The 14,404-nt window shown below is 35.1% G+C and carries 11 protein-coding genes; 7 read left to right on the plus strand and 4 right to left on the minus strand.

What is annotated here, in order from left to right; translation table 11 throughout:
- Positions 1-19 precede the first annotated feature (19 nt).
- On the minus strand, positions 20-514 hold the full coding sequence (locus O5639_RS07360; RefSeq protein ID WP_420063655.1) for a GNAT family N-acetyltransferase: 495 nt from the start codon (positions 512-514) through the stop codon (positions 20-22).
- Positions 515-560: 46 nt separating this feature from the next.
- On the opposite strand from O5639_RS07360, the gene O5639_RS07365 reads away from it, so the two are divergent.
- The 4 genes from O5639_RS07365 to O5639_RS07380 all read left to right on the plus strand — a co-directional run bounded on the left by O5639_RS07365 (position 561) and on the right by O5639_RS07380 (position 5,830).
- Positions 561-1,805 carry an MFS transporter gene (locus tag O5639_RS07365; protein ID WP_269623900.1) on the plus strand — a complete coding sequence of 415 codons (1,245 nt, stop codon included), beginning with the start codon at positions 561-563 and terminating at the stop codon, positions 1,803-1,805.
- A 60-nt stretch (positions 1,806-1,865) separates the two neighbouring features.
- Positions 1,866-3,995: a polyphosphate kinase 1 gene (gene ppk1 / locus O5639_RS07370; protein ID WP_269623901.1), complete on the plus strand. Its 2,130-nt coding sequence runs from the start codon at positions 1,866-1,868 to the stop codon at positions 3,993-3,995.
- Between the two features lie 155 nt (positions 3,996-4,150).
- The gene (locus O5639_RS07375) at positions 4,151-5,173 is read left to right on the plus strand and encodes an RpoD/SigA family RNA polymerase sigma factor (RefSeq protein WP_269623902.1); all 1,023 of its coding nucleotides are present in this window, start codon (positions 4,151-4,153) and stop codon (positions 5,171-5,173) included.
- A 3-nt stretch (positions 5,174-5,176) separates the two neighbouring features.
- Positions 5,177-5,830, plus strand: coding sequence for a diacylglycerol/polyprenol kinase family protein (locus O5639_RS07380; protein WP_269623903.1), 654 nt, complete (start codon positions 5,177-5,179; stop codon positions 5,828-5,830).
- 14 nt (positions 5,831-5,844) lie between these two features.
- Here the strand turns inward: O5639_RS07380 and O5639_RS07385 are convergent, their stop codons facing one another.
- Positions 5,845-6,915 carry a 3-deoxy-7-phosphoheptulonate synthase gene (locus O5639_RS07385; RefSeq protein WP_269623904.1) on the minus strand — a complete coding sequence of 357 codons (1,071 nt, stop codon included), beginning with the start codon at positions 6,913-6,915 and terminating at the stop codon, positions 5,845-5,847.
- Positions 6,916-7,068: 153 nt separating this feature from the next.
- Here O5639_RS07385 and acnB point away from each other — a divergent pair, with 153 nt between their 5' ends.
- Together acnB and O5639_RS07395 are read left to right on the plus strand one after the other, a co-directional pair.
- The gene (gene acnB, locus O5639_RS07390) at positions 7,069-9,669 is read left to right on the plus strand and encodes a bifunctional aconitate hydratase 2/2-methylisocitrate dehydratase (RefSeq protein WP_269623905.1); all 2,601 of its coding nucleotides are present in this window, start codon (positions 7,069-7,071) and stop codon (positions 9,667-9,669) included.
- Between the two features lie 10 nt (positions 9,670-9,679).
- Positions 9,680-11,038, plus strand: coding sequence for a ClC family H(+)/Cl(-) exchange transporter (locus O5639_RS07395; RefSeq protein ID WP_269623906.1), 1,359 nt, complete (start codon positions 9,680-9,682; stop codon positions 11,036-11,038).
- Between the two features lie 7 nt (positions 11,039-11,045).
- Here the strand turns inward: O5639_RS07395 and O5639_RS07400 are convergent, their stop codons facing one another.
- Both O5639_RS07400 and purU read right to left on the minus strand, forming a co-directional pair.
- Positions 11,046-12,347 carry an O-antigen ligase family protein gene (locus O5639_RS07400; protein WP_269623907.1) on the minus strand — a complete coding sequence of 434 codons (1,302 nt, stop codon included), beginning with the start codon at positions 12,345-12,347 and terminating at the stop codon, positions 11,046-11,048.
- Positions 12,344-13,198, minus strand: a complete 855-nt coding sequence (gene purU / locus O5639_RS07405) for a formyltetrahydrofolate deformylase (RefSeq protein ID WP_269623908.1) — start codon at positions 13,196-13,198, stop codon at positions 12,344-12,346. The genes O5639_RS07400 and purU overlap by 4 nt, the downstream gene beginning before the upstream one ends.
- 80 nt (positions 13,199-13,278) lie before the next feature.
- On the opposite strand from purU, the gene O5639_RS07410 reads away from it, so the two are divergent.
- Entirely contained in the window at positions 13,279-14,394 is a 1,116-nt protein-coding gene (locus O5639_RS07410; protein ID WP_269623909.1) for an FAD-dependent oxidoreductase, read from the plus strand.
- The last annotated feature ends 10 nt before the right edge of the window (positions 14,395-14,404 follow it).

Consider the following 14,404-nt stretch of genomic DNA (forward strand, 5'->3'; position numbering starts at 1 on the left):
AAGCTTTTTAAAAATAAATTTAATACAAAGTTTTTTCCATTAAATAACGAGAAAAATGCACACCACCTATTTGGATATCTTCAGGAGCAATAATTGTCCATCCATGCCGTAAAAGCAATTGATAACTACATAAACTTGCCTCTGTCTTTAAAATAATAGGTTTATCTTTGAGAGTATCTTCCTCAATTTGCTCTAATAGAGCCGTAGCATGCCCCTGTCGTGATGAACGCCCTCGGCAATAAAGCAATGCCAAGCGATTATGGGGATATTTCAACGCAAATGCTTCAATCGTTTTATTCACACAACTCACCCAGCCCACGCCTTGCTTCAGAGGTTTATCTAAAATCCCAGGAAGATAAGCCAAAGCTGACCACGCTTCGATCTGTTCTTGGCTATATAAGGATTTATCGCAAGTTCGAATAGCATCTTCATAGACTTCTCTGAGAGCCATTTCATCAGAACTCTCACAAGGTCGCAAATATCGATTTAGACTATTTTTACTAAATGAAGCCAAGTTCTCTGACAGTATGAGAAGGTGAATAAATTATGAGCTATTTGCATTGAGAAGGCTAAAAATTCCCACCCTTTTAGGAGCTTTCATAACACTTCTAGATGATCGATTAGGCGAAACCATTGTTTTGCCTTTATTACCTTTTTTATTAGAACAATTCACGACAAGCGCGACGACTCTTGGTTTTTTAACTGGAACATATGCAATATCTCAGTTTGCTGCAGCCCCACTAATAGGAGCTATGAGCGATCGTTTTGGTCGTAAGCCAATCATGATCACATGTGTATCAGGTTCAGTAATAGGAATATGTCTATTTGCATTAACTGTAAGTCTGAATTGGGAAAATTATTTACCTTTATGGGCCTCAACTTTACCTTTATTTTTACTATTCTTAGCTAGAATAATTGATGGTATAAGTGGTGGTACCGCAGCTACTGCTACTACTATACTTGCAGATATATCAACTCCCGAAAATCGCGCAAAAACCTTTGGATTAATTGGAGTAGCATTTGGTTTAGGATTTATTCTTGGGCCAGGATTAGGAACAGCTCTTGCTAAATTTAGTGTTACTTTACCGGTATGGGTTGCAAGCGGATTTGCCATATTTAATCTTATTTTTGTAATTTGGTTTCTACCGGAAACACTGCCCAAAAACAAAAGAAATTTACTACCAAGAAAAAGAGATTTGAATCCAATTAGTCAGCTACTAATTGTATTTAAAAACTCCTTAGCTAGAAGACTTTGCTTATCATTTTTTGTTTTCTTTATGGCATTTAATGGCTTTACAGCTGTTTTAGTCCTTTATTTAAAAGAAAAATTTGGATGGAGTCCTGAATTATGTAGTGCTGCTTTTATTGTCGTTGGAGTTATTGCGATGATTGTTCAAGGAGGCCTAATTGGTCCTCTTGTAAAAAGATTTGGGGAGTCGAGATTAACTTTTGCTGGTATTGGCTTTGTCATGACAGGATGCATTCTTTTAACGCTCGCAAATATAGACACGTCAATTCCACTTGTATTTTCTGGCGTCGCAATACTTGCAATGGGAACTGGACTAGTAACTCCTAGCTTAAGAGCACTAATTTCAAGAAGATTAAGTTCTATAGGTCAAGGAGCAGTATTAGGAAATCTGCAGGGTTTACAAAGTCTGGGAACTTTTCTTGGAGCAATAGCAGCGGGACGCTCATATGATCTTTTTGGTCCAAGAAGTCCATTCTTAGGCACAATATTGCTTCTACTATTTGTTATGTTTTTAATTTCAGGGAAAAGTCTCACCAAACAAAAAGTAATCTCCTAGACTGATAGATGATAAAGATATTAAACTAACAATTAGAAATTGAATAAATTGATTATAGATATGACAAGTCCAAAAATCAATAATGAAACTTATATTAATCGTGAACTCAGTTGGATAGATTTTAACAAACGTGTTTTAGAACTTGCTATAGAAGAAGAAACGCCATTACTAGAAAAAATTAAATTCAGTTCAATCTTTAGCAATAATTTAGACGAATTTTTTATGGTTAGAGTTGCTTCTTTAAAATCACAAGTAGAAGGTGGAATCTTAAAAAGAAGCCAAGATGGCAAATCACCTGAAGAACAACTTATTGAAATTCGAAATTATTTAGATCCTATTTTAAAGACACAGCAATATAAAACATTACAATATATAGAAGAAGACTTTAAAAAAGAGAATATATTTATTCTTAAATATAAAGAATTAAATGAAAGACAAAAGGTTTGGATAGATAATTATTTTACAACTGCAATTTTCCCGATACTAACCCCCTTAGCAGTTGACCCTTCTCATCCATTCCCGTTTATAAGTAATCTTAGTTTAAATTTAGCTGCAATTATCGTCGATCGTGAATCAGATAAAGAACAATTTACGCGCATAAAAATTCCTGGGGAGAGTATTTCCAGATTTATAAGTATTCCAGTTGAACTACATGGTAATGAATCAGCAAAATACACGGGAATTGCGATTGAGCAAATCATTGCAAATAATCTATCCATGCTTTTCCCTGGAATGAGTGTTCAAGAATATTCGTTCTTTCGCGTTACAAGAGATGCTGATCTAGAGCTTCGAGACATTGAGGCTGATGATTTAATGAGCGCACTAGAAGAAGGTTTACGTAAGCGGCGCAAAGGAGGTGAGGTAGTTAGGCTTGAAGTCTCTACAAATACGCCAAAAGTAATTCTTGATCTGTTACAAGAAGGGATGAATATTGATAGAGAAAACTTATATCAAATTGATGGTTTACTAGCATTAGATGAATTAATAGAATTAACAACTTTCAATCTTCCGAAATTAAAGTTTAAAGAGCATCAAGGCATTACTCATAATTCACTCAAAAATAGTCAATTGCGAGAACAAGAAGATTTAGATACTAGAAATAAAAGCAATTTTAAAAGTATATTCTCCATTATTCGCCGTCATGATTTACTAGTCCATCACCCATACAATCTTTTCTCGACCTCAGTCGAAGAGTTTATTAATCAAGCTGCGGAAGATAAGCAAGTCATGGGCATCAAAATGACCTTGTATAGAATTTCCAGGGACTCTTTAATTATTGATGCATTAATAAGAGCTGCTGAGAAAGGAAAACAAGTAATGGCTCTCGTTGAACTAAAAGCAAGATTTGATGAAGATAATAATATCCAATGGGCAAAACAATTAGAGCAAGCTGGGGTTCATGTTGTTTATGGAGTAATTGGACTAAAAACTCATACAAAAATTGCTTTGATCATAAGAAAAGAAAAAAATAGATTAAGAACATACTTTCATATTGGGACTGGTAATTATAATTCAAAAACATCTAAAACATATACTGATTTTGGCTTGTTATCTTGTCAGCCTGAGCTTGGTCAAGATCTTATTGAACTATTTAATTATCTAACTGGATTTGCCAAACAACAATCCTACAGAAAATTATTAGTTGCACCGGTTACTCTTAGAAGTGGAATAGAAAAGCTAATCAAAAGAGAAATCCATTATGCAAAAAATGGCTTGCCGGCCAGAATAATAGCCAAAATGAATTCGCTAGTAGATCCAGAAATTATCAAACTGCTTTATATAGCATCACAGGAGGGAGTAAAAATTGAACTTATAATTAGAGGAATGTGCTGCCTATATCCTCAGAAAAAAGACTTAAGCGAAAATATAAAAGTAACAAGCATTATTGGTAGGTTTTTAGAACATTCAAGAATCTTTTGGTTTAATAACAATGGTGATGCAGAAGTATTTATTGGTAGTGCAGATTGGATGAGGCGTAATTTAGATCGAAGAGTGGAAGCAGTTGCACCCATTGAAGACAATAAAATTAAAAAAGAAATTAAACATTTATTAGATTCTTATTTAGAAGCAAATAAAGACTCTTGGAACATGCAAAGTGATGGTAGCTACATCAAAAATCCAATTTTGAATGATAAGAAAAAATATATTCAAGAAAAAATTATTAAGCTATATAAAAAAGAAGAGAATTAAAAGTTTTCAAAGCTTTTTTCAAAACATTTAATCTGTTTTTTTGATGCGCTTTATACCTAATTAGGCAAAAATCTATAAATTTTTCGTTTCAATTAGTCAACTTCTCCTGATAAGTGCTAACTTCTTAATAAATCTAATTTCAAGAGGCCAGGGTGATGGGGATCCCGCTGGAATCTGCCAAGGAAATTTCTGATGTTTCATCAGAGAAGTCTAATTTGGCAAGCACAAGTCAAAAACTATCTGCATCAACTGTAAGTAGTCAAAAATCTCGAAGTTCAAAAAGACAAAGTAATCGTCTCGCTACTGATGCGATAGGTTTCTATCTCACAAGTATTGGAAGAGTGCCACTTCTGACTCCTGCAGAAGAAATTGAACTTGCTCATCATGTTCAACAAATGAAAGATTTGTTGAACCTTCCCCTTGAAGAGCGCTCTACCCGTCAGAAACACAAAATAAAAATGGGTAAGCGAGCAAGAGATCGCATGATGGCTGCAAATCTGAGGCTTGTTGTAAGTGTTGCAAAAAAATATCAAAACCAAGGTCTCGAATTACTCGATTTAGTTCAAGAGGGTGCAATTGGATTAGAAAGAGCTGTTGATAAATTTGATCCTGCAATGGGTTATAAATTTTCAACCTATGCCTACTGGTGGATAAGACAAGGGATGACTCGTGCCATTGATAACAGTGCTAGAACTATTCGACTGCCAATACATATCAGCGAAAAACTTTCAAAAATGCGCCGCATATCGCGTGAATTATCTCATCGATTTGGTAGGCAACCAAATCGACTAGAATTAGCAAATGCAATGGGAATTGAACCTCAAGATCTAGAAGATTTAGTGTCGCAAAGCGCTCCCTGTGCGTCTCTTGATGCTCATGCAAGAGGCGAAGAAGATCGTAGTACTCTTGGAGAACTAATTCCAGACCCAAATTCTGATGAACCCATGGAAGGGATGGATAGAAGTATTCAAAAAGAACACCTTGGCGGATGGTTATCTCAATTAAATGAGAGAGAGCAAAAAATCATGAGACTTCGCTTTGGCCTCGATGGAGAAGAACCACTTACTCTTGCTGAAATTGGAAGACAAATAAATGTTTCGAGAGAGCGTGTAAGACAACTTGAGGCAAAAGCAATTTTAAAATTGAGAGTAATGACTACTCATCAAAATGCTGCTTAAACATTGCCTATTCAAATAGCTATTTTTGTTATTGCGTTATGGATAACTATAATTTTATTAATTGCATTTTTATGTAAAAGATATTTTCCTAAAAAAGAAGAGTTAAGTCGAAAAATTATTCATATTGGAACAGGGCCTGTCATTCTTTTAGCATGGTTATTTGATATACCAAAAAATATAGCTTTCTTAACTGCATTATTGATAACCCTAGCCTTAGGTGTTAATTATCAATATCGCTTATTACCTGCTATTGAGGATATCGAGAGAAAAAGTTTTGGAACAATTGCATATGGTATCAGCATCACACTTTTACTTTTATTTTTCTGGCCTCGCTATGCATCATCTATTTCCATAGGAGTACTATCAATGGCTTTTGGTGATGGATTGGCAGGTTTAATTGGAAGGTCTATTACCTCTCCTAAATGGTCAATACTGGGTCAAACAAAATCGATTATTGGAACATTAACAATGGGTTCAGTAGTAGCTATAACGACTTCAATTATCTCTTCAACTAATCATTTAGGAATACAACCTCTAGAAATTATAGTCATCTCGCTAATAGCAACTTTTTTAGAACAAATAAGTCCTTGGGGTATTGATAATTTAACTGTTCCTATTGGAGTAACTTGTATAGGGATATGGTTAGTAGGAATATAACAAACGAACTCAATCTATTGGACTGATTCAGCAAGTTCTTCTAATAAAACTTCAGTTGTAGAGAAGTTTATACATGCATCCGTAACACTTTGCCCATAGGTCAGTTTTGACAAGTCTGCATTTAATTTCTGATTACCCTCAACAAGATGACTTTCAATCATTACGCCCATTATGTTCTTTGATCCACCTTTTAACTGTGATGCAACATCCCGTAAAACTTCTGATTGTCTACGAAAATCCTTATTTGAATTGCCATGACTACAATCAACCATGACTTTTCCAGGCATCTTAGATTGTGCCAATTCATCTGCAATTAAATTAATTGCATCAAAATGATAATTAGTTCCATTCTTACCACCTCTTAAAACAAGATGACCATCTGGATTGCCTGTAGTACTAACTATCGAAGCGTGACCATCGTTATTAATTCCTAAAAAATGATGAGGTTTTGAAGCCGCTTGCATTGCATTAATCGCTATCGTTGCAGTCCCATCCGTACCATTCTTATAACCAACCGGCATTGATAATCCAGAAGCCATTTCACGATGAGTCTGACTCTCTGTCGTTCTTGCTCCAATAGCAGTCCAACTAATTAAATCAGCAATATATTGAGGAACAACTGGATCAAGTAATTCAGTTGCAGCAGGCATTCCTTTTTTAGCTAAATCAAGTAATAGACCTCTTGCCTTTCTTAAGCCTGTATTAATATCGTAAGAATTATCAAGATGAGGGTCATTAATAAGTCCTTTCCAACCAACAGTTGTGCGAGGTTTCTCAAAATAAACACGCATAACAATTTCTAAATTCTGACTATATTTCTCCCTCAATGGGGCTAAGCGATTTGCATATTCAATAGCAGCATCAACATCATGAACCGAGCATGGTCCAACAATCACCAACATTCTTGGATCAATACCATGAAGAATTGATTGAATCTTTTTGCGAGTATTAGAGACCACTCCAGAGGCTGCCTTATCTAAAGGCAAATCTCTATGAAGTAATGCTGGTGACATTAATGGACGAGTCTCGACAACATGAAGGTCTGAGGTGCTATCCACCATTGAAAAATATGATGAGGTGGACATTTAAAGCGTGATCATAGATATAAGATTAGAGAAGTATCAGTCATAGGGGGGTAATAAGTTGCATTATCTGAATGTTTATTCAAAAAACATGCGGTTGTAAACAATGAAAACAAAAGACTCTCACTCAAATACATTCTCTATTGAGATTTAACAATGCTAAAAAATTACTTATCACATGTTGCAGATCGAGAAGCGCTTGGGATCCCTCCGCTTCCTTTAGATGCAAAACAAACTAAAGATTTAACTGAATTTTTAGAAAAACCAGATAAAGAATTCGATCAAAACTTCTTAGTTGATCTTCTTGTGAATCGAATTCCTCCTGGGGTTGATCAAGCCTCCTATGTCAAAGCAACTTGGCTGAGCTCAATTGCTCAAGAAGAATCAAAAAGTCCATTAGTAAGCCCTTTAAAAGCAACTGAGCTTTTGGGTACAATGATTGGCGGATATAATGTAGCAGCATTAATTGAAATACTAAAATCTAATAATAAGGAATTAGCAGCTTCAGCCTGCGATGGATTAAGTAATACTCTTTTAGTTTATGATGCGCTAAATGATATTTTAGAATTAGCAAAAACTAATATTTATGCAGAAAAAGTTATAAATAGCTGGTCCAATGGAGAATGGTTCACCAATAAACGACCTTTAGCTGAGGAAATAACAGTAACAGTATTTAAAGTTGAAGGAGAAACAAATACAGACGATCTCTCTCCAGCAACTCATGCCACAACAAGACCAGATATTCCTTTACATGCTCTAGCAATGCTAGAGACACGAGATCAAAATGGTTTAAGAACTATTGAAAAATTAAAAGAGAAAGGACATGCGATTGCATATGTTGGCGATGTAGTTGGAACAGGAAGCTCTCGAAAATCAGCAATAAACTCTGTCCTTTGGCATACAGGACAAGACATACCATACATACCAAATAAACGAGGAGGTGGCGTTATAATAGGAGGCAAAATTGCTCCTATTTTCTTTAATACTGCAGAAGATTCAGGTGCACTTCCAATTGAATGCGATGTAAGCAATCTCAAAACAGGAGATGTTATCACTATTTTCCCTTACAAAGGAGAAGTTAGAAGAAGTACACATGAAACAAACAATGGAGAACTTCTATCAAAATTTGACTTAAAACCACAAACTATTACTGATGAAGTAAGAGCAGGTGGGCGAATTCCTTTAATGATTGGAAGAGCTTTGACAGACAAAGTTAGAACAAAATTAAAACTTCCTCCCTCTACTCTTTTTATTCGTCCTGGTCAGCCACCTGCATCAAAATATGGGTTTACACAAGCTCAAAAAATTGTTGGAAAAGCTTGCGGTTTAGAAGGCGTGCTCCCTGGCGCAAGTTGTGAGCCAATAATGACAACGGTTGGTAGTCAAGATACTACTGGTCCAATGACTAGAGATGAAATGAAAGAATTAGCCTGTTTAGGATTTTCTGCTGATTTAGTTATGCAGAGTTTCTGTCACACGGCAGCATATCCCAAGCCCGTTGATATCAAAACTCAAAAAGAACTCCCTGATTTTTTTGCTGAAAGAGGAGGAGTAGCATTAAAACCTGGTGATGGCATTATTCACAGTTGGCTAAATAGGATGCTTTTACCAGACACTGTCGGGACAGGTGGTGATAGTCATACTCGCTTCCCATTGGGCATCTCATTTCCTGGAGGTTCGGGAGTTGTGGCATTTGCTGCAGCCATTGGTTCCATGCCTTTAGATATGCCGGAGTCAGTTCTCGTAAGGTTTAAAGGGTCTTTACAAGCTGGTGTAACCTTAAGAGATGTAGTTAATGCCATTCCGTGGATGGCCATACAACAAGGTCTGCTGACTGTCGCGAAAGAGAACAAAGTTAATGTGTTTAATGGAAAAATACTAGAAATTGAAGGTCTACCAGACCTAAAATTAGAGCAAGCCTTTGAGTTGACTGATGCAAGCGCAGAAAGATCTTGTGCAGGATGTACTATTCAACTCTCTAAATCAACAATCAGTGAGTATTTAAAAAGCAATATTGTTTTACTTAAAAATATGATTGCTAGGGGATATAAAGACGCAAGAACAATAAGTAGAAGAATTAAAGAAATGGAAGATTGGCTAAAAAAACCAGATTTACTATCAGCCGACTCCAATTCTCAATACTCAGAAATCATCGAAATAGACTTGAATGAACTCAAAGAACCTGTTTTAGCTTGCCCTAATGATCCTGATAACGTCAAACTATTAAACGAAATCGCAGGCACTCCGATTCAAGAAGTTTTTATAGGTTCATGTATGACTAATATTGGTCATTATCGAGCCGCCGCAAAAATTCTTGAAGGAGAAGGGAAGATAGCAGCAAGATTATGGGTATGTCCGCCAACACGAATGGACGAGGAAATTTTGAAAAAAGAAGGGTACTACGAGATCTTTGAAAAAGCTGGTAGCCGCATGGAAATGCCTGGTTGTTCTCTGTGCATGGGCAATCAAGCTCGTGTAGAAGATAACTCAACTGTTTTCTCAACCAGTACAAGAAATTTCAACAACAGATTAGGGAAAGGTGCTCAGGTGTTCTTAGGAAGTGCAGAACTGGCTGCTGTTTGCGCTTTGTTGGGTCATATACCTACAACTGATGAATATCTTAGAATCGCTTCGAAAAAAGTTTCCCCTTTAACTGACGAAATATACAGATACTTAAACTTTGATGAAATACCAAACTTTATTGAAGATGGACGTGTAATAACAAAAGAAGAAGAGGCCTCTATTTTACAAATCTAAATTAAGTTAAATGATCAACAGTCAAAGTCGAAATCCCATTAAAAAAAAATCAAGTCAAAGCATAAAAAAACTTCTTCAAAGGAAATGGCTCAATGTAATTCTTGCTCTCATACTTACAGGTCTAGGAGCAGCATTAACGGGAATATTATTTAAAACTGGAATTCATGCATTAGAAGATTATCGATCAAATCTTCTTGCATATATGCCTAGATGGATAGTTTTACCCATTTTAGGAGCATTAGGAGGATTGATTTCTGGATTGCTCATTCAAAACTTTGCTCCCGCAGCAAAAGGAGCAGGCGTCAGTCACATCATTGCATTTCTTCGCCATAAGCCAGTCCCTATGGGATTAAGAGTTGGAATCGTCAAACTATTTGCTGGAATAATTGCTATTGGAAGTGGATTTCCACTAGGTCCCGAAGGCCCAGCAGTACAAATGGGAGGATCTGTTGCCTGGAAAATGGCAAAATGGCTAAAAGCCCCTATTTCATTTCGCAGAGTTATTGTTGCAGCAGGAGGAGGTGCGGGAATTGCAGCAATTTTCAGTGCACCTATTGGAGGCTTTATATATGCAATTGAAGAACTTCTAAATTCAGCCAGACCAGTAGTCCTCTTACTAGTAGTAGTAACAACATTCTGGGCAGATAGTTGCGCTGATATTTTGCAAGCGATTGGACTTGATCAAAAAGCTGGTGGATTTATTAATAATTTAGGCTTTCAATTAGAAAGAGCATATACACCAGTAATCGAATTCTTTCCGATAGATTTTTTATACTTAATCGTTTTAGGAATCTTACTTGGATTCTTAGCAGAAATGTATTGCAAATATGTTTTAAAGATGCAAGTCCTAGGAAATAAATGGTTTAAAAATAAAACTATTCAGAGAATGAGTTTGTCAGGATTATTACTCGGCTCAATGTATTCAATAATCCCCGAAAGTTTCCATAATATCGAGGGATTACAAAAGATTATTGTTAATGAAAATAGTAGTTTTACGCTCGCAATAAGTATATTTTTAATTTTATTTTTTGCTTCTGGTTTAGCAGCCGCATCGGGAGCTCCAGGTGGCTTATTTTATCCAATGCTCACCCTTGGAGGAGCGATAGGATTAGCCAGCGGTATAGGAGTAGAAACATTGACGGGCCATGTTCCCACAACTTATATTTTTGCAGGAATGGGTGGATTTGTTGCTGGATGCTCAAGAACCCCATTAACAGCAATGTTTTTAGCATTCGCATTAACTAAAAATCTGTTAATACTTAAGCCACTCTTGATTACATGTATAGCTAGCTTTTTAACTGCCAGAATATTTAATGAACATTCAATTTATGAAAGACAAATTACGATTGAAGAAGGAGAATTAATATAAAACTTTTTCAAATTTTCAATGAACTATCATAGCTTTTAGCATTATAGATCATGCATCTAAGACCTATCAATAATATCCAACCTAAGATATTTATTCTGCTGTCAAATAGTGGAATATCTGTCGCATAAAAACAAATAAGAATTAAAGTAGAAGTCCACCAAGCTCGATCAACCACTATATTTTTTTGAAGATTTAAATTATTAAATATTCTATAAAAAGAAGACATAAATAATAAGCTAAATACAAATATATTTATCAACAAAGAAACTATCAGGCCATGACTAATTGCTAATTCCAAAGGCAAATTATGAGAGTGGCCATGTGATAAGCCTGTCCTTAAAGGATAAAGAATTGAAAAAGCTGCTGCTCCCCAACCCAACCATGGTTTTTCAAAAATTAAATTAAGTCCTATTTTCCATTGACCAATACGTGTTGCTTCAAAAGGTCTAGTATCAACGAATTGCATATCATTAAGTCTCATCCAAATAGATTCAGGAACAAAACTCCTTGCAAATTGTTGAATTCCAAAATCAAAAACTGGTAAAACAGCAATAATCACCGGAAACAGACAAATAAGCATTAAAGGTATTAACCAACTCCATGATGCTGAACCAAAAACTAATGGTAAACCTAAAAAAATTGCACCCCATGCGTTTCGAGAGTCAGTCAAAATCATTGCTGAAACAAAAGCAATTAAAAGAGCAAAGGGAAGAAGTCGGTTTCTTCCAAGAATAAAAGGATGCAGAACTGAAGCCAAACAGAATGGCCATACGCCGGATAACCACGCTGCAGCGATATTCGCGTAATCGAACAAACCAGACAATCTACCTAAAGGCTCTCCTCCTGGAGAAATAAACCAAATTATCAAACCATCAAAAATCTGCCAAGGCCCCTCCCATCCAAGCCATAACTGACCGAAGCCTGTTATTAGAACAGGGAAACTTCCTAACACAAGCCAAGAAGCACATTTTTTTCTTCTTTCAGGAGTTAACAAATATGGTTGCAAGCCCCAAAAACACCAGAAGAATGGCAACCAATTAAAAAGACCAAGCCAAGCTAACCAACCAATATGAGAACGAATACAACCAATTATCATCAAACAAGTTATAAACACTAGCGGATAATTCCAATATTCCCTCAAGTAGAGTTCCCTTCTTTTAAAGCTTCCGTCGATAAGAGCTACAAGCAACAATAAATAAGAAATTAACGCACTGGACGGCAAACAAAATACGCCTAATTGAAAACACCTCCAGCCAATATTGTCTGAAAAATTATTTTTTAAATTTAGTAAATAAGCATTATGAATCATGTAAATACTGCTGTTCTTCCCCTATACACAATAACTTGTCTTCTTAAATGCAATCTTAAAGCTCTTGCTAAAGCGACTCTCTCCAAATCTCTTCCCTTTCTTATTAAATCTGATACTTCATCACGATGACTCACATTAGATATAGTCTGTTCAATTATGGGTCCAGCATCAAGATCCTTAGTTACATAATGCGCTGTTGCTCCAATTAATTTTACACCTCTTTCCCAAGCCTGATGATATGGTTGAGCACCTTTAAAAGCAGGAAGAAAAGAATGATGAATATTTATAAAATGAGGAAAATTCTCTAAAAATGAACTACTTAAAATTTGCATATATTTAGCCAACACTCCTAAATCAATTTTATACTCATTTAACAAATCTAAAATTTTACTTTCGGAATCTGCTTTATGATTTTTATCTACTTCAATAAGCTTAAAAGGAATAGAAAAACTTGAACAAATAGCCTCTAAATCTGAATGATTAGAGATAACTAAAGGGACATTCATACATAATTCACCTGCCTTAACTCTCCATAAAAGATCAACTAAACAATGACTCTGCTTGCTAACAAAGATGGCAACATTAGGAAAATCATCAGAAAAGCTCAAGACGGCTTTTCCATTCAATCTCTGCTCAAGTAAAATTACTTCAGATTTTATTTCATGTTTGTCGAGCAGAAATCCATCTAAATCCCACTCAATTCGGCTGAGAAACAATTTTGCATCTGCATCTGTATGGTGATCAGCATGTCTAATATTGCCATTTTTACTTGCTATCCAACTTGCCAAATCACTTACAAGTCCTGGCTTATCCGGACAAATGAACTGCAAGATTACTGTTTTGAGGCTCACTAGAGCTATATGTTTAAACTATTCTCTTTTTTAGACCACTCATTGAAAATTAACAAGCAAATTTCATAACATCTGTGGAAATGAATAATCAAAAAGCAGAAAAAAAGCAAACCGAAATCTCAATTGTTGGTAGTGGTATAGCAGGAATTGCAACTGCCTTTCACCTAGGGAAAAAAGGTTATAAAGTAAATTTAATTGACCCAACAGTAAACTCAGAAATAAATAATTTAAATCCAAACAATGGAACACAAGCTAGTTTGGGTGTTCTAATGGGAAATGTCTACAAAAGATCAAAAGGTAGAGCTTTTTTGCTAAGAAATAGAAGTATGAAATTATGGAAGGAATGGCTTACTCAAATAAACTATTATGAGTCAGATTTTAGATTTGAAAAACCATTAATTAAATTAGCAAGTTCTGAAAAAGAATATCAATATATGATTGAATTAATTAGTAATAAAAAAAGATATGGAATTGAGATTTTAGCAAAAAATTCTTTAAATTTTTGGAATTCTATATTTGAAACAAAATTAATAGGAGGATTAATATCGTATGAAGATGGGCGATTCAATCCAATACAATTAATAAAAGCATTAATGCAAAGTCTTGATCAAATAAAGATCAATAAAATCGAAAGTAATGTTTTTAAAATAAGCAAAAATAGTAATATATACAGCAAAAAGTGGCATATCGATTTAGAAAATAACCTATCTATTAATCAAGACTATATTGTGATTTGTTCTGCTTTAAATACTCAAAAATTAATAGAACCATTAGGCCATGAATTACTTTTAGAGCCAATATTAGGACAAGTTGTTGAATTAGAATTAGAGAATAAAACTACGAATTGGAAAGAATGGCCTGGAATATTAAATTATCAATCTATAAACTTTATACACCATCGTCCTAATCACATGCTCATAGGGGCAACTATCGAAAGAGGTACTAAACCAAGTCTCTTAGATAAACAAAAAATGTTAAATATGAACAACAATGTTCCAAAGTGGATAAAAAATGCAAAAATCTGCCATGAATGGAATGGAATAAGAGCTAAGCCTCAAAACGAACCTGCTCCGTTATTAAAAGAATTAGAACCTGGTTTATTAATTAATACAGGTCACTACAGAAATGGTATTATGCTAGCTCCTGCGTGCGCTGAGTGGATTGGAATGAAAATAGAGGAACAATATAAATATTGATTATTAAAAT

It is taken from the genome of Prochlorococcus marinus str. MIT 1214 (genome assembly GCF_027359355.1).
Taxonomy (GTDB): domain Bacteria; phylum Cyanobacteriota; class Cyanobacteriia; order PCC-6307; family Cyanobiaceae; genus Prochlorococcus_B; species Prochlorococcus_B marinus_F.